General features: G+C 41.9%; 17 protein-coding genes and 4 tRNA genes. 19 read left to right on the top strand and 2 right to left on the bottom strand.

The window, feature by feature from the left end; genetic code table 11:
- Nucleotides 1–92: 92 nt before the first annotated feature.
- The 11 genes from OCV43_RS11805 to OCV43_RS11755 all read left to right on the top strand — a co-directional run bounded on the left by OCV43_RS11805 (nt 93) and on the right by OCV43_RS11755 (nt 7,933).
- Nucleotides 93–166, top strand: a tRNA-His gene (locus tag OCV43_RS11805).
- Nucleotides 167–202: 36 nt separating this feature from the next.
- A tRNA-Gln gene (locus OCV43_RS11800) sits at nt 203–274 on the top strand.
- Between the two features lie 70 nt (nt 275–344).
- Nucleotides 345–417, top strand: a tRNA-Lys gene (locus OCV43_RS11795).
- A 260-nt stretch (nt 418–677) separates the two neighbouring features.
- Entirely contained in the window at nt 678–866 is a 189-nt protein-coding gene (locus OCV43_RS11790) for a hypothetical protein (protein ID WP_227701439.1), read from the top strand.
- Nucleotides 863–1,351: a pyridoxamine 5'-phosphate oxidase family protein gene (locus OCV43_RS11785; protein ID WP_118087796.1), complete on the top strand. Its 489-nt coding sequence runs from the start codon at nt 863–865 to the stop codon at nt 1,349–1,351. The genes OCV43_RS11790 and OCV43_RS11785 overlap by 4 nt, the downstream gene beginning before the upstream one ends.
- Before the next feature lie 228 nt (nt 1,352–1,579).
- Nucleotides 1,580–2,248: a response regulator transcription factor gene (locus tag OCV43_RS11780; RefSeq protein WP_022243470.1), complete on the top strand. Its 669-nt coding sequence runs from the start codon at nt 1,580–1,582 to the stop codon at nt 2,246–2,248.
- Complete coding sequence (locus tag OCV43_RS11775; RefSeq protein WP_262624178.1) at nt 2,236–3,156, top strand: sensor histidine kinase; 921 nt, start codon at nt 2,236–2,238, stop codon at nt 3,154–3,156. The genes OCV43_RS11780 and OCV43_RS11775 overlap by 13 nt, the downstream gene beginning before the upstream one ends.
- Nucleotides 3,132–3,839, top strand: coding sequence for an ABC transporter ATP-binding protein (locus OCV43_RS11770; protein ID WP_331494995.1), 708 nt, complete (start codon nt 3,132–3,134; stop codon nt 3,837–3,839). The genes OCV43_RS11775 and OCV43_RS11770 overlap by 25 nt, the downstream gene beginning before the upstream one ends.
- Complete coding sequence (locus tag OCV43_RS11765; RefSeq protein WP_262624177.1) at nt 3,832–6,384, top strand: ABC transporter permease; 2,553 nt, start codon at nt 3,832–3,834, stop codon at nt 6,382–6,384. The genes OCV43_RS11770 and OCV43_RS11765 overlap by 8 nt, the downstream gene beginning before the upstream one ends.
- Nucleotides 6,385–6,485: 101 nt before the next feature.
- Nucleotides 6,486–7,004 (top strand): RNA polymerase sigma factor, encoded by a 519-nt coding sequence (locus tag OCV43_RS11760; protein WP_262624176.1) that lies wholly within the window; start codon nt 6,486–6,488, stop codon nt 7,002–7,004.
- A gap of 110 nt (nt 7,005–7,114) precedes the next feature.
- Nucleotides 7,115–7,933 carry a hypothetical protein gene (locus tag OCV43_RS11755; RefSeq protein ID WP_262624175.1) on the top strand — a complete coding sequence of 273 codons (819 nt, stop codon included), beginning with the start codon at nt 7,115–7,117 and terminating at the stop codon, nt 7,931–7,933.
- 48 nt (nt 7,934–7,981) lie between these two features.
- Here OCV43_RS11755 and OCV43_RS11750 read toward each other — a convergent pair.
- Nucleotides 7,982–8,061, bottom strand: a tRNA-Leu gene (locus OCV43_RS11750).
- A 49-nt stretch (nt 8,062–8,110) separates the two neighbouring features.
- Entirely contained in the window at nt 8,111–8,362 is a 252-nt protein-coding gene (locus tag OCV43_RS11745) for a kinase to dihydroxyacetone kinase (RefSeq protein WP_262624174.1), read from the bottom strand.
- A 259-nt stretch (nt 8,363–8,621) separates the two neighbouring features.
- On the opposite strand from OCV43_RS11745, the gene dltA reads away from it, so the two are divergent.
- From dltA to OCV43_RS11705, 8 genes are all read left to right on the top strand, one after another.
- The gene (gene dltA, locus OCV43_RS11740; RefSeq protein ID WP_262624173.1) at nt 8,622–10,160 is read left to right on the top strand and encodes a D-alanine--poly(phosphoribitol) ligase subunit DltA; all 1,539 of its coding nucleotides are present in this window, start codon (nt 8,622–8,624) and stop codon (nt 10,158–10,160) included.
- Nucleotides 10,157–11,311, top strand: a complete 1,155-nt coding sequence (dltB, locus tag OCV43_RS11735) for a D-alanyl-lipoteichoic acid biosynthesis protein DltB (RefSeq protein ID WP_262624172.1) — start codon at nt 10,157–10,159, stop codon at nt 11,309–11,311. Before dltA ends, dltB begins: the two co-directional genes overlap by 4 nt.
- Before the next feature lie 86 nt (nt 11,312–11,397).
- Nucleotides 11,398–11,637, top strand: a complete 240-nt coding sequence (gene dltC, locus OCV43_RS11730) for a D-alanine--poly(phosphoribitol) ligase subunit DltC (protein ID WP_117947585.1) — start codon at nt 11,398–11,400, stop codon at nt 11,635–11,637.
- A gap of 2 nt (nt 11,638–11,639) precedes the next feature.
- Complete coding sequence (gene dltD / locus OCV43_RS11725) at nt 11,640–12,836, top strand: D-alanyl-lipoteichoic acid biosynthesis protein DltD (RefSeq protein ID WP_262624171.1); 1,197 nt, start codon at nt 11,640–11,642, stop codon at nt 12,834–12,836.
- Nucleotides 12,805–12,954, top strand: a complete 150-nt coding sequence (locus OCV43_RS11720) for a teichoic acid D-Ala incorporation-associated protein DltX (RefSeq protein ID WP_117698525.1) — start codon at nt 12,805–12,807, stop codon at nt 12,952–12,954. Before dltD ends, OCV43_RS11720 begins: the two co-directional genes overlap by 32 nt.
- A 214-nt stretch (nt 12,955–13,168) precedes the next feature.
- A complete protein-coding gene (locus OCV43_RS11715; RefSeq protein WP_262624170.1) occupies nt 13,169–14,320 on the top strand; it encodes an ABC transporter substrate-binding protein in 1,152 nt (383 codons plus the stop codon).
- A 97-nt stretch (nt 14,321–14,417) separates the two neighbouring features.
- On the top strand, nt 14,418–15,293 hold the full coding sequence (locus OCV43_RS11710) for a branched-chain amino acid ABC transporter permease (protein WP_022243458.1): 876 nt from the start codon (nt 14,418–14,420) through the stop codon (nt 15,291–15,293).
- Between the two features lie 9 nt (nt 15,294–15,302).
- Entirely contained in the window at nt 15,303–16,382 is a 1,080-nt protein-coding gene (locus OCV43_RS11705) for a branched-chain amino acid ABC transporter permease (protein WP_227710542.1), read from the top strand.

Here is a 16,382-nt window from a genome sequence, read left to right as displayed (position 1 = left end):
CGGCCTTCTAAGCCGTGGGTCGGGGGTTCGAATCCCTTCGAGCACATTTTCCCGAGAGGGAAGAGAGACCGCCTGATGGCCGGAATCTTATGGTGGGTATAGCGCAGTTGGTTAGCGCGCCAGATTGTGGCTCTGGAGGCCCAGGGTTCGAATCCCTGTATCCACCTTGATGCGATGGTTAGAGCATCTTTTGTAAAATTGATGGGCTATCGCCAAGCGGTAAGGCACAGCACTTTGACTGCTGCATACGTTGGTTCGAATCCAACTAGCCCAGTTAAGTTGCGATGTATCTTGAAGAATTCCAAAAGGATTTGGAAAGAGCACTTATCGAACTAAATATGTATGGGATATTAGCTCAGTTGGTAGAGCACTTGACTTTTAATCAAGTTGTCCGGGGTTCGAATCCCCGATGTCTCAGTAGTTGAAAATGGCGGAAATGCTGATAAATACAGTGTTTCCGCCATTTTTGTGAGTAATCGGAAGTAGTGCTAAGTAAGCCCAAATATTCATCTTCACCCCATCTTCAAGGGCATTTTTGAACCCCTTCATCTTCAAAAGGAGAAAAAGAAGCGTTTGCGTAATTAGGTAGAATGCTTTATGATTGAGATAATGAGGTGTTAGGAAGGCTTTCAAAAATCTTTGGAGAAACATATAAAGATTGAAAGGAAGATGAAATAATGTATTATGGAAAAGAAACAGATGAATTAAAAAAAGCAAGAGAAGAGTATGAAGGTATTTTTGGTTATGACCCAAATGGAGAAATAGAATTAGAGTTTAATGAACAAGACGAATATTTAGCAGTTTTATTACAGTGCATAGAAGAAAAGAAAGATATGTTTGATGTACTTGGAGGAGAAGAAGCATGACAAGAAGAGAACGTGAAGTAACAGATATAAATGAAATCCTTAAGATTATGGATGCCTGCAAGATTGTGCATATCGGACTTGTGGATGGTGACCAGCCTTATGTGTTACCGATGAATTACGGCTATACCTATGAAGCTGGGAAAATGGTGATTTACCTTCATGGAGCAAAGAAGGGATATAAGTATGATTTAATAGAGAAAAATCCGAAGGTATGCTTTGAAATGGAGTGTGATGTGGTGCCATTTGAAGGAAAGGTGGCATGCCAGTATGGCAATTCCTATTCCTGTGTTGTGGGAAAAGGGAAAGCTGTGATTGTAGAGGATGTAAATGAGAAAATGCAGGCACTTTCTATTTTGATGAAATGCCAGACCGGAGGAGATTTTACTTTTAATGAAGAACTGGTATCCATTGTCAATGTGATTCGGATTGATGTAAGCGAATTCAGCGCAAAAAGAAGACCGGTTCCGGAAGGGTTGAAAAAGTAACAGAATAACAGGAGATTGACAAAGAAATATTGATAAAGTAGAAAGCAGGATTATGAAAGTGTAATTCCTGCTTTTTTCTATCCAAAATCATTTATCACAAAACTGTGACAATCTATTCGTTGCGCGATGTAGGAAGCATTTGTATAATGAGACATAGGAATGAAGCGGGGAAAAGTAGGAAAGAAAAAAACGAATGACAACAGATAAGAAAAAGGATGTTTAGGGAAGATGGATAGAATATTAGTAGTGGAAGATGACCGGGAACTGAACCAGGGAATTTGCTTTGCACTGCAGCAGGCAGGGTATGAGACAGAAAGTGCCTATTCCACTCAGGAGGCAAAGCTTGCGGGTTTGCAGCAGGAATATTCGCTTATGATACTGGATGTAAATCTTCCGGATGGAGAGGGCTTTGGCTTTTGTAAATGGATTATGGAGCACAGGAAAGTAAAGGTCATGTTTCTTACGGCAAGAGATTTGGAAGAAGATGTGTTATCCGGGTATGAGTTGGGAGCAGAGGATTATGTGACAAAGCCATTTTCCATACATATTCTGCTAAAGAAGATAGCGGTCATTTTAAAACGGGAGACGGAAAATCCAAGAAATATTTATGAAGATGGATATCTGCGGATAGACTTTGACCGGGTCAAGGTAGAAATAGAGGGGAAAGAGTGCATGGTAACACCTACGGAATTTCGGATGTTACGCTTATTTATTGAACATGCAGGACAGCTGCTTTCTTATAATGTGCTGTTAGAGCAATTGTGGGACTGTGATGAAGCATATGTGGACCGACACACACTGGCAGTCAATGTGAACCGGCTCCGTGGAAAGATAGAGGATGCGGAACACAAATATATTTCAAATGTATATGGGATGGGATATCAATGGTTGCGATAGGAATAATAGCAGGCTGTGGCATTGTGATAAGTTATCTTCTAGTCAGACTGTATCGGCAGAAGAAGGAAATCTATGATTTTACGGAAGAACTACAGCGGTGTCTGACGCTGATGAAAGCAGGTGAAGACATTGGAAATGAAGCGGAGTTTAAGGACAGCCTTTGGGATAAGATTTATCAAGATTTGCAGGAGCTTATGGATGTTTGGAACAGGAAGAACCGACAGAGCCATAAGGAAAAAGAACAGATAAAAGAGCTGATTTCTGACATTTCCCATCAGGGCAGAACGCCAATGGCGAATATTAAAATATATCTGGAAATTTTAGAAGAGGAACAGGAAGATAAGGTGCGGCGGCAGGAGTGTATTGGAAAGCTGATAAAACAGACAGAACGGCTGGATTTCCTGATGCAGAGTCTGGTGAAGCTTTCGCGCCTGGAAACCGGAATCATAGAAATATGTGAAAAGGACACAAAGATTTTTGAGGTGTTAGGACTAGCGGTTGCGGCAGTGGTACCGGGAGCGGAAGCAAAAGAGATTTCTGTCCATATGGACTGCCCGGAGACATTGAAACTGTTTTGCGATGCCAAGTGGACACAGGAAGCAATTTTTAATCTTTTAGAGAATGCAGTGAAATATACTCCAAAAGGGGGAAGCATCTATATTTCAGTAATGGAACAGGAGGTTTTTGGAAAAATCAGCATCCGGGATACCGGAAGGGGAATCCCTGCGGAACATCAGGCACAGATTTTTCAAAGGTTTTACCGGGAACCGGAAGTCCATGATGAGGATGGAATCGGGATTGGCCTGTATCTGGCACGAAAGATTGTGACGATGCAGGACGGCTATATGGAAGTGCATTCAGAAAGTGGAAAGGGGGCAGAATTTTGCATTTATCTGCCAATGAAATAAAAGAAGTAGTACGGACAGAGGAGTTAAAGAAATATTATCCGTTGGGAACCCATACGGTAAAAGCCTTAGATGGAGTGAACCTTACCGTAAAAGAGGGAGAATTTGTGGCAATCATCGGAAAGTCCGGAAGCGGGAAAAGTACGCTGCTGCATATGTTAGGAGCATTGGATGTGCCAACATCCGGAGAAGTCTATATTGATGGGAAAAGCCTTGCGTCAATGACGAGGGAAGAGCAGGCAGTCTTTCGAAGAAGGAAGGTTGGTGTAGTATTTCAAAGCTATAACCTGATTCCTGATTTGAGTGTGTATGAGAATATTGTGCTGCCCATCGAGCTGGATGGAGGTTATGTGGACAAGGCATATATAGAAGAATTGTTAAGGCAACTGAAAATAGAAGATAAGCGGGATGCACTGCCGGGTACGTTATCCGGCGGTCAGCAGCAGAGAACAGCAATTGCCCGGGCATTATCTTATAAGCCGGCTATTCTCTTAGCGGATGAACCCACAGGAAATCTTGACACACAGACCAGCCATGATGTTATGGGATTGTTAAAAACAGTGGCACGAAAATATCAGCAGACTACAATTCTGATTACCCATGACATGGACGTGGCGCAGTTGTCAGACCGGATTGTATACATGGAAGATGGGAAAATCAGGAAGGAACGAAAGCTCTATGCTTAAAAATAATAATCAGGCTGTCATCCGTAAGATGGCAGTCCGTTCCATAAGGAGCAACAGAAAGAAAAACAGCCTGTATCTTGTGGCAATTGTATTGGCGGTGCTGATGCTGTTTACGGTTATGCAGACAGGGGCTTCCTACATGCATATGCAGTATGTCTGGCGGCTGCATTCTGTGGGGGAACTCTATGATGGAATTCTGATGGGTGGAGTCACAAAGGAGCAGGAAGAAACAGTAAAAGCAGATCCTGGTATTGAGGTAGTTGGAATTACAGAATTTATGCTGGGAAACATCGGTGAAAAGAATATTTCTATCATATATGAGGATAAAAATTACCGGGAGAAAATGCATCAGCCCGGCATTCTGCATCAGGAGGGAAGGTATCCTGAGACAGCCGATGAGGTGATGGTTACAAAGACGCTGTTGGAAAAGCGGAAGTTGGAAAATCTTACAATTGGAGATACGCTGCTTTTAAGCTATCAGAAGAAAGATGGAACCCAGGTAGAAAAGCCCATGAAAATTACGGGCATCATAGATGACTATGAAGAAACTGCCAACTGTTTCGTGACGGAAGAGGTGTTTGAACAGGCAGGCTACAGTCAGGCAGACTATGGCTGCGGCATTCTCTATTATCAATATCGTTTCTGGTTTGCATCAGACCGGATAGAGAACCGGCTGAAAGAAGAATTAAATCTGGAACGGAAGCAGAGCATCCAGACAACATGGGACTGTGATAAGGTAAAGGAAATTTTTCTTGGGATGTTGGGAATCATTATGTTGACCTGTCTCAGTGCCTATTTACTGATTTACAATATCATGTATTTATCGATAGAAGACAATATCCGCTATTATGGACTGCTGCGGGCTGTGGGAATGACAGAAAGCCAGATGCACCGGCTGTTGTGGCAGAAGCAGATTATCCTAAGTGGAATAGGCATTCTACTGGGAACAGGCTTGGGATTTCTGACGTCCTATCTTGTGATTCCGGGAACAATCCGGGTACTGGGAATTCGTACAGAAAAGATGGCGGTAACGATAAAACCGGAGTTTCTGGTGCTGACGATTGCTATTATGGCAGTGACGGTCTATCTTGCCAGCCGTAAGCCGGTAAGAGTAGCAGAGCGTATTTCTGTCATGGAGGCACTGGGTTATCAGACTTCAAAGACAGTTTATACCGGAAAGAAAAAGCGAACCGGGAAAAATATTATTTACCGGCTGGCATGGCAGCAGCTTTGCCGGATGAAGAAGAAAACAATCCTTGTCATTCTTTCACTATCTACCAGCCTGACTGTATTTTTATGTGTGGTAACGCTGGCGGGAAGCCAGAGCAAACGGACAGCGGAACTGCAGTATATGAATGCAGATATGGAACTGACCAATAAGAGTATGGTGGCAGATGTATCAGACTGGAAACAGCCTTTTGATGATGCATTTTGTGAGAAACTTTTAAAAATAGATGGAGTGAAGGAAATTCATAAATTAAATTACAGTACAATCGTTGTACCCTGGGAGCCGGATTTTTCGGATCAGTGGATGCGTGATTTCTATGACCAGTGGATGTATATAAAATATGACGATGTAAGAGAAGAATATCAGCAGAATCCGGAACATTTCATGGCGCTGGTGGTTGGAATCGATGAAAAAACATTTCATTATATCAATCAGCAGAATGAAACGGCAATCGATGAGAAATCATTTTTGGCAGGGGAAAGCTGCCTTTTATGCCAGCAATATATGGGATATACCAATGCGGATGTCAAAAATAAGAAAATAAGCTTTTATTTTCCGGGGCAGGAAACAAAGAAATACAGCACATCTGTTGCAGGGCTGCAGAAGGATGACAGCCCATATCGTGGACCCAGCGAGGTAAGTTTATCTGTTGCGGGAATACAGGAGGATGATAGTCCGTATCTCGGTCCGACTGCCATGGGACCGACGATTATGATTTTAGTCAGTGACTCTTTTTTAGAGGATAAGGCAGAGAGCCTGTGGACATACAAGGTATCGGTGATTTATGACGAGGAATACGATAAGGAAACAGAAAAGAAAGTCAAAGAGCTGATACAGGAATCTAAGGATGCAAAAGATATTACCTGGAGCAGCAAGTTAAAGGGTATCAAAGAGCAGAAGCCGGCAGAACAGAAGATGTGGCAGCTAGGAATGGGAATCGCTATAGTTTTAGGGTTTATCGGTGTGATGAATTATATCAATACAGAACTTGGCAGTATATCCGGCAGAAGGCGGGAAATTGCAATATTAGAAAGCATTGGCATGACCGGAAAACAACAGCGCAGGCTGCTTTTGACAGAAGGGATGTATTATGCGGGAATTTCGCTTTTCCTGACGGCAACGGTGGGACTTGGCATTGATGTGCTGTTGTTTCAGCGGATGAATTATCATAAGGTAGCATTTTCTATCCCTGTCATTCCGGTGGTTGTCATGATAGTGACACTGTTTGCACTGTGCATTTTCGTACCGTTGGCAGCAGGTAGATTTATGGAAGGAGATGGCACTCTGGTAGAGCGGATTCATCATGTGGGAGAATAAAAAATAACTTTCACTGCAACCGTTTCTTCTGTTATTACAATATATAGGTGTAAGGGAAACATCCCAAAACAAATGACGGCGCGGTCTGGGAGAATGGAAGCATGAACAAACAATTACTGGAACATTACATTGAGGCATACGGAACGGACATCTATTCCTTTTGTATCCGGCTGACACAGAACCGGGAACTGGCAGAAGAACTCTATCAGGATACCTTTCTTGCAATGTGTGAGAAGGAGGACTGGAAGGAAGAGGAAAATGTCAAAAGCTATCTGCTTGGAATTACCATAAAGCTCTGGCAGAACCGGAAGCGGAAATTTGCCTGGCGAAAGAGGATTGCAGCGGAGATTCCCTTATCGAAGGAGCAGGGACTGGAAGCATTTTCGGCAGATGAAAACTTAGAGCAGCATATGGTAAGCAAAGAAGAGCAGGAAGCCGTGTGGAAGGCTGTATACAAATTGCCGGAGCAGCTTCGCATCGTGATTCTTCTATATTATATGGAAGATTTCAAAGTGGCTGAGATTGCAGAAAAGCTGTCCCTCTCTATCAGTAATGTGAAAAGTAAACTGATGCGTGCACGTAGATATCTGAAGCAGGAATTGGAGGATTTTATCATATGAAACCAACCTTAGATGATTTATTACACAACTCCCTTATAGCAACTGATATTCCCTCGGAAGAACTCAACGAGAGGATTTTAAACCAGTCAACCCAAAAGGAGGTTGTACCTATGCGGAAGAAGGAAACGAAGAAACCATGGAAAATGGCACAGACAGCAGCGGCTGTGGCACTTCTTGTTTTAGTCACCGGCTGTGGTGTATATGCGGCAGAGCGGATCCTTGCACAAAAACAGATTGCTATTATTGATAATGAAACGGAATTTATGGAAAATGCCACAGAGACAACGATTCATTATGAAGAATTTTCAGGAGAAAATCTTGATTTTGCAGACAGCAAGGTGACAGACCGGACAGAGGAACGTATTCAAACTTCTGATTTCGTTGGAACCGTTACCGAAGGAACTAAGGATGATCTATGGAGCTTGAAGGCAGAAGAAAAGATTGATGGCAAAATAGAGGTGGGTTATGTCTATCCGAAATTAAGCGATGCTTTTAAAGACCAGAATATTGGCATTGACGTTTCTTATATAGAAGCAAATTATCCTACACTCTGGAGTGAAAAAGCCTGTCAGCTTTGCTATGATTCCAGGGATGCAGACACTTTTTCCCGGGGAGCATTCTTTGCCAGTTACCGGAAGGGAGACAGTCAGGCGGTGTCTATCCAGTATGAAGTATCGGATATAACAAATGAGGATGATTATATTTTTAAAGAAGCTTATGACAGCACCGGTACTTATACCACAGCAGATGGTGTGACACTGACCATTACCAGTCAAACAGCAGACAGCGGCTATACGATTACTTATGCCCGCATGATTACGGAATATAGTGATTTTGTTCTGACATTGCGTGGAGATTTTTCAGAAGAAGAAAGCCATGTGATTTATGACAGTTTAAATCTATCTTCAATCTGTGAGACTGGGAAGTAGAATAAAAACGGTTCAGGAATTATCCTGAACCGTTTTTTGTGGTTGGACTGCGGGCAACAGGACTTGAACCTGCACGGTCTCCCACTAGAACCTAAATCTAGCGCGTCTGCCAATTCCGCCATGCCCGCAAGACAAGAACTATAATAATATAGAAATACAGTTCATGTCAAGTGTAGATTAACCCTGAAGCCCCCGTGCCTGACGGTCCATATCCTCTACTACAATGTCATAGATTTCACCAAGACCTGCGCAGTATTCTAAGACCTTCCAAGGCTCGTTGGTGTGATAATGAATCTTAATCAGTTCTTCATCACCAACTGCCAGAAGACAGTCTCCTTTGAAATTTTTAGTAAAGTAATCATTAATTGCATCCTCGTTTAGATTTTCCCCTTCAATTAAAAGCTGAGTGTCATATCTGAATTCTAACATCATCGAATCCTCTCTTTCTGTCTATTTCCTTTTTATCAGGAATAAATTTTAAACACAGTATAGCATAACACAGTGAGAGAAGAAAGTATTTCATAAAGCAGCAGGACTTTGTTGAGACAGATTAACCAAGTAGAAAGTTTTAGATTTCTTTAAGAACTGCCTAAGCAAAGATTAATGTTCTTTAAGAATTCGTAACTGTGATATTCTTGTGATTTTATTGTGCTATAGTTGTCCCTAGAAAAAAGAAAAGAGGGATGATATGGATATTTTAAAGAACATCAGAGAAACTGCCCTGGCACATCCGAAGCGGTGTGCAGTGCAAAGCAGAGAACAAAAGTTGACTTATGAGGAGTTAGAAGAATATTCCAACCGGCTTGCAGTATGGATTGCAAAGAATAGTCAGGATCGTAAGCGGCCGGTTATTGTATATGGACATAAGAATCCGTATATGGTGGTATGCTTCCTTGCCTGTGCCAAAGCAGGTAGAAGCTATGTGCCGCAGGATATCTGCATTCCGGTAAGCCGGGTGGATGAGACCGTATTAAGCGTAGAACCGGAACTGACCTTTGTGGTAGAAGGTGATTATCAGACAGAAATCGGAACAGAAATCAGAAAAGATGAGATAGAAGAAATCGTAAAACAGGAGACAAACGAGACCGATGTGCTACAGCCTCTGACTAAAGATGAAGTATGGTATATCATATTTACTTCCGGAAGCACCGGAAAGCCAAAGGGTGTAGAGATTACAAGAGACTGCCTCAGCCACTATCTTGAATGGTCGGTTCAGTTAGGCAGTACCATGAAAGAAAAGAGCGGTGCGCATTTTATGAATCAGGCACCATTTTCCTTTGATTTATCGGTAATGGATTTATACACTTCCTTGGTCTGTGGCGGAACGCTTTATACCATGGATAAGAAGATGCAGAGTGACTACAGTGAAATGTTGGGCTTCTTAGAACAGTCAGAAATCGAAATCTGGGTATCCACACCGTCTTTTGCAGATATGTGTCTGGCAGACCGAAATTTCTGTGGGGAAAAGATTAAAGCCTTAAAACTTTTCTTATTCTGCGGGGAAGTGCTTACTACAGCTACGGTAGAGAAGTTAAAGGAACGTTTCTCAGAGGCAGTTATCATCAATACTTATGGCCCGACAGAATCTACGGTGGCAGTCACGGATGTGACTATAACAGAGAAGTTATTGCAGGAGACCATTGCCCGGGGCAAATCCCTTCCGGTAGGCCATGAAAAGCCAGGAACTTATATCGAAATCTGGGATAAAGCCGGAAAAGTGTTGCCGGAAGGAGAACAGGGCGAGATTGTTATTATCGGAGATACGGTAAGCTGTGGTTATTATATGAGAGCAGATTTGACAAAGAAGGCATTTTTCCATTGTATCCGTGATGGAAAAGCTTACCGGGGTTATAAGACCGGAGATGCCGGATATTTAAAAGGCGGGCAGCTTTATTATAATGGAAGAATCGATTTGCAAGTGAAGCTGCATGGATACCGCATTGAAATTGAAGATATTGAGAATAACATGGTAAGACTTCCTCAGATTGACCATGCAGTCGTAGTGCCGAATCTGGAAGAAGGAAAGGTAAAGAGCCTGACGGCATTTGTGACAGGAGCACAGATGGCAGGAAAGAAAGCATCTGAGATTTCAAGACAGGTAAAAAACGGTCTGAAGGAATTCCTTCCGGTTTATATGATCCCAAAGAAAATAAAATATATCGAAACCATGCCAATGAATAACCATGGCAAGGCAGACCGAAAATATCTTGGAGGTCTGGCAGAATGAGTTTTTACAGCGGAGCACCATTCTTTGGCACATTGATTCTGTTATTGCTTTTCGCATTGATTCTTGGCTGTATGGAAAGGAGCCTGCGCTGGTATAACCTTATCGTATCCGGTGTAATGGTTGTCTGCGTGTTAGGCGGAAATCTGACGGCGCTTGCGTATTTCGCAGGATACTTTCTGATTGAATGGATGCTGGTCAGAGGATATGAATACATAAGAAAGAAATATGGAAGAAAGGCAGCATTTTATCGCAGTTTTGTGCTGCTTTCCATCCTGCCACTTGCATTATGTAAACTATGTGACCTTCCATGGTTAAAGGAGATGAATCTTTTTCAGTTTACCGGAATTTCTTACCTTACGTTCCGGGTGGTGCAGATTATCATTGAACTTTATGATGGCACCATAGAAGAGGTGAAAATCCTTGATTTTTCAGCATTTTTAATCTTCTTTCCAACCTTTAGCTGCGGACCCATTGACCGGAGCAGAAGATTCTTGGAGGATTATCATAATGTGCCGGGAAGAAGAGAATATCTTGAGCGGTTTGGAATTGGTTTACAGAAGCTTGTTTTAGGAGCAACATATAAATTCGTATTTGCGGATTTCTTCTATCAGATTATGAATCAGTTCATGAACCGGACAGCAGGGAATATGGTTTGTTATGCATACAGCTATGGTTTTTATATGTTTTTTGATTTTGCAGGATACAGTCTGATGGCAGTGGGAACCGGCTATATGCTTGGCATCTGCGTACCGGATAACTTTAAGAAACCGTTTATCAGCCGGGATATGAAAGAATTCTGGGCAAGGTGGCATATTTCCCTGTCCGAGTGGTTTCGGGATTTTGTCTTTTCCAGATTTATGATGTTATCCATGCACAAAAAATGGTTTAAAAGCAGATTAAACGGTGCGGCAGCAGGCTTTCTTATCAATATGCTGGTGATGGGTGTGTGGCATGGTCTGACGGTGCATTATATTTTGTACGGACTCTATCATGGCATATTGCTGGCAGTTACGGAAATCTATCAGAAGAAGTCGAAGTTCTATAAGAAATATAAGAAGAAAACCTGGTATGCACTGGCATCATGGGGAATCACATTAAATCTGGTGATGTTTGGTTTCCTGATTTTCTCAGGACATTTTATTACAATTTAGGTTATCCCAGCTTATATATAGAAGAAAAATTTTAGATGCAGAATCGTTTGCAAAGAAAAATAGAAAGAGAAAAAGGAGATTATAAGATGAAAGAAAAGATTTTGGATATTATTGAAAAAGTATGTGAGGATGACAGCATCCGGGAAGACCTTACGATGAATCTTTTTGAAGAGGATTTACTGGATTCCTTAAGCTTTGTAGAACTTCTGGTGGAACTTGAGGATAACCTTGGTGTTGTAATTTCACCATCGGAAGTAACAAGAGAGGATATGGATACACCGGAGAAAATTATCGCGCTGGTAGAAGCGAAAGCACAGGAGAAGTAAGCATGAAAACGATAAAGGCATTTGCAGTTTCGCTGCTGTTATGCGCACTTACGATAGTGGGACTGCATTTATACAGCGGCAGAGGTTTTTCGGCAGAGGGAAAAGCAGGCACCTGGGTCAGTGATGCAAAATCCCAAAGCGGCAGTACATTAAAGAAGATGGCAGCCGATGAAAATGCAGTGCTGATATTCGGCTCTTCGGAGCTGCGGCATGGACAGGGCAGTGGATTCCATGGAGATACGATTTTTGATGGCGCGGATATGGATCCCATTTATGTAGGAAAAGCAGGGTATCAGAGCCTGACCCATGCCATTACGCTGGGCGCGGTGGGCAGTCAGGCAGCCAATAAGAAGGCAGTATTAATCGTTTCGCCCCAGTGGTTTAAAGAAAATGGAGTAAAATCCACGGCGTTTGAAGCTGCTTTTTCAGAAGAAGAATATATTGCATTGCTGGAAAATCCGGATATCAGTCAGGAAACCAAAGATTATATCAATGGCAGACTGCAAAATATCATGGCAGATAATGAAACTATGTCAGAAAAAGTAAAAAAAGCCAGGGAATGGTATCAGCCGAAGGATGATAATACAGCAGAACAACTAGGCTGGCTGGAGCAGAAAAAAGCAGATTTTCATAAGGTACTGTTGGAAGAAAAGAATAATTATAAAGTGATGGCAGAGGCACTGATGGATGGAATCAGCAATCATAGGAGCAAGGAAAGTGGTGCAAAGCTGTCACAGGCTACCTGGGAGCAGCTTCGAAAGGAAGCTGAAACAGAAGGACATAAGCTTTCGGATGGCAACGACTATGGCATGTTTGACAGCGTATATAAAGGAACGTACCAGACGCTGATTGCCAATGGAAAACATAAGAATCCGAAGTACACCTTGGATTCCATGGAATTTTCGGATTTGGAATGTTTTCTGTCAATTTGCAGGGAGGAGGGAATCGAGCCTTTGGTAGTAATCCTTCCCTTTAACGGATACTGGTATGATTATACGGAGCTGATGGCAGAAGAGCGGAGCACATTTTATGAAAAGATAAGATGCATAGCAGAAGATTATGGTGTGCAGTGTGCCGATTTAAGTGGAAATGAATATACGGAGTATTACTTTGAGGATAATTCCCATCCAGCATTGAAAGGACTGGTAGATTTAAATGAAGCGATTTATGAATTTTATCGGAAAGATAAGACAGAATGAGAAGGCAGTATTTCTTGGTAAAGTGATTTTCTTTTACCTGCTGCTGATGATTCTATGGATGCATTTTATGCTGGCAAAGGATTCTGCAGCACCGGCGTTTATTTATGAGCAGTTTTAAACTATACCGGTTTGGAATGCGATATATAACCTATGGTTATATATTAAAATAAATCAACCTAGTAAAATCAATGTGTCTTTAGCACTTTAACGCGGCAAAGGACATGAAAAACCTAGAAAAATCAAGGAGTAGCAGGGAAAATGAGTATTGCTTTTCAAATTTTCATGTAGTAAGATAAGGCACATGAAACCTAGGAGTTAAAGGAGGAACTATTATGAAGAAAAAAATAGTCAGTGTAATACTGGTCGCAGCGATGGCAGTTGGATGCCTTGCAGGTTGTGGCTCAAAAGAAGCAAAAAATGAAGATGCATTCTATATCGGAGGAATTGGACCGGTTACCGGTGATGCAGCAATTTACGGAACAGCCGTTCAGAACGGTGCACAGATTGCTGTCGATGAGATTAATGAAGCCGGTGGAATTAACGGTCATCAGATTGAATATAATTTCCAGGATGATCAGGGAGACCCTGAAAAGGCAGCAAACGCATACAACACCTTAAAAGACTGGGGTATGCAGGTATTAATGGGAACTGTTACAACAGGTCCTTGTGTATCTGTGGCAGATTTAACTGCAGCAGATAATATGTTCCAGATTACACCATCTGCATCATCTACAGATGTAATCAAGAACGACAATGTATTCCAGGTATGCTTTACAGACCCTGCACAGGGAACAAAATCCGCACAGTATATCGGTGAGAATAACCTTGCCAAGAAAGTGGCAATTATTTACAACAGTTCAGATATCTATTCATCAGGTATCGAAGCAAAATTCGTAGAAGAAGCAGCAAACCAGAACTTTGAGGTAGTTGCAGAAGAAGCATTTACTGCAGATTCCAAGACAGATTTTTCTACACAGTTACAGAAAGCAAAAGATGCAGAAGCAGATCTGGTATTCCTTCCAATCTACTATACAGAAGCATCTATTATCTTAACCCAGGCAGATTCTATGGGATATGCACCGACATTCTTCGGATGTGACGGTATGGACGGAATCTTAGGTGTTAAGAACTTCGATACTTCTTTAGCAGAAGGACTTATGTTATTAACACCGTTTGCAGCAGATTCGAAAGATGAAAAAACTACAAACTTCGTTTCTAAATATGAAGAGAAATATAAAGATACACCAAACCAGTTTGCAGCTGATGCTTATGATGCAATTTATGCAATCAAAGCAGCATTGGAAGAAGCAAATGCAACACCGGATATGAGTGCTTCTGATATTTGTGATTTATTGAAAGACGCAATTACAAAAGTCAACATTGATGGTGCAACAGGTAGCGGAATGACATGGTCAGCAACTGGTGAAGTAAACAAAGATCCTAAAGCGGTTGTAATTCAGAATGGTGAATACGTAGGAATGTAATGTATTTTATCAGATAAGCCAAAGAGGGGTTGCCAATGGCAGCCCCTTTTATGTATTATAGAGGTATATATTCTAAGAGAAAGCAAGAGGTGTTGTTATGAGATTCATAACGTATTTAATCAACGGTATCAGCCTTGGCAGCATCTATGCAATCATTGCACTGGGTTACACCATGGTGTATGGAATTGCTAAGATGCTGAATTTTGCCCATGGTGATGTTATCATGATTGGCTGCTATGTCGTATTTATGACAATGAGCGGCATGAACATGAACCCGCTTTTGAGCGTAATCCTTGCAGTTGTAGTCTGCACTGTGCTTGGCGTGATAATTGAAAAAGTGGCATATAAGCCTTTGCGTAAGGCATCTCCACTGGCAGTATTGATTACCGCAATTGGTGTCAGCTATTTGCTGCAGAATATTGCATTACTGATATTTGGCGCAGATACCAAATCCTTTAGTTCTGTGGTTCCACTGCAGAATATCAAGATTGGCGGAATTACCATAACCGGTGTTACGGTAGTGGCAGTCCTTGCATGTATTGTTATCATGATTGGCCTGATGATTTTTATTAAAAAGACAAAAGCAGGACAGGCAATGCTGGCAGTATCCGAGGATAAGGATGCAGCACAGCTTATGGGGGTAAATGTAAACGGGACAATTTCACTTACTTTCGCAATTGGTTCCGGACTTGCAGCAATTGCAGGTGTGTTATTGTGTTCAGCATATCCGACACTGACTCCATATACCGGATCTATGCCTGGTATCAAAGCATTTACTGCAGCTGTATTTGGTGGAATCGGTTCCATTCCGGGAGCATTTATCGGAGGAATTCTTCTTGGTATTATCGAAATCTTAGGAAAAGCTTATATTTCTTCACAGCTTTCCGATGCTATCGTTTTTGCCGTATTGATTATCGTGTTATTGGTTAAGCCTACCGGTATTCTTGGTAAGCCAATCCATGAGAAAGTGTAGGTGGCAGAAATGAGTAAAATGAATTTAAAAACAATGAAGAAGACAACAAAGAGTAATTTGATTACATATGCTATGGTAATCGTCATTTTTGCCGTAGTACAGATTCTGGTAGCAACCGGAAGCATGTCCAGTCTGATGCAGGGACTTTTGGTACCACTTTGTACTTATTCTATCGTTGCAATCGGATTGAACCTCTGTGTAGGCTATCTGGGTGAATTAAGTCTTGGTCATGCAGGCTTTATGTGTGTCGGCGCTTTTTCCAGTGCTTTCTTTACCCGATGCATGGAAAATTCATCTATGAATCCAACCCTGCGTTTTATCATCGCTTTATTAATCGGAACTGCTGTTGCAGCATTCTTTGGATTCTTAATCGGAATTCCGGTACTTCGTTTAAGAGGCGATTACCTTGCAATCGTAACCCTGGCATTTGGAGAGATTATCAAGAATGTCATCAATGTTCTTTATGTAGGAAAAGATGAAAACGGTCTGCATTTTGCAATCAATGACAGCAAGTCTCTTAATATGTCGGGAACCGGAGAAATGATTATCGATGGTGCAAAGGGAATCACCGGAACACCAAGACAGTCTACTTTCTTAATCGGTGTTATTTTGATTCTGGTTGCATTGTTTGTAGTATTTAATCTGGTTAATTCCAGAAGCGGCCGTGCCATCATGGCAATCCGTGATAACCGTATTGCAGCAGAATCCGTTGGCATTAATATTACAAAGTTTAAACTGATGGCATTTACCATTTCTGCAGCAATCGCAGGAGCAGGCGGAGTGCTTTATGCACATAACCTTTCCAGTCTGATTGCCCAGCCGGCAAACTTTGGATACAATATGTCCATCATGATTCTGGTATTTGTCGTACTCGGTGGAATGGGAAACTTCCGTGGTTCCATTATTGCAGCCGTAGTACTGACCATGCTTCCGGAAGTATTGCGTGGACTGCGTGATTACCGTATGCTGATTTATGCGGTAGTTCTGATTGCAATGATGCTCTTTAACTGGGCACCGGCAGCAATTACCTGGAGACAGACACATTCTTTGAAGAATTTATTTGCAAAGAAAACGAAGGAGGTACAATAA

Origin of the sequence: Roseburia amylophila, assembly GCF_025567465.1 — a bacterium.
GTDB classification, from domain to species: Bacteria; Bacillota; Clostridia; order Lachnospirales; family Lachnospiraceae; genus Roseburia_C; species Roseburia_C amylophila.
The sequence above is the reverse complement of the archived record's forward strand: the minus strand, read 5'-3'. Positions and strand labels throughout refer to the sequence as shown.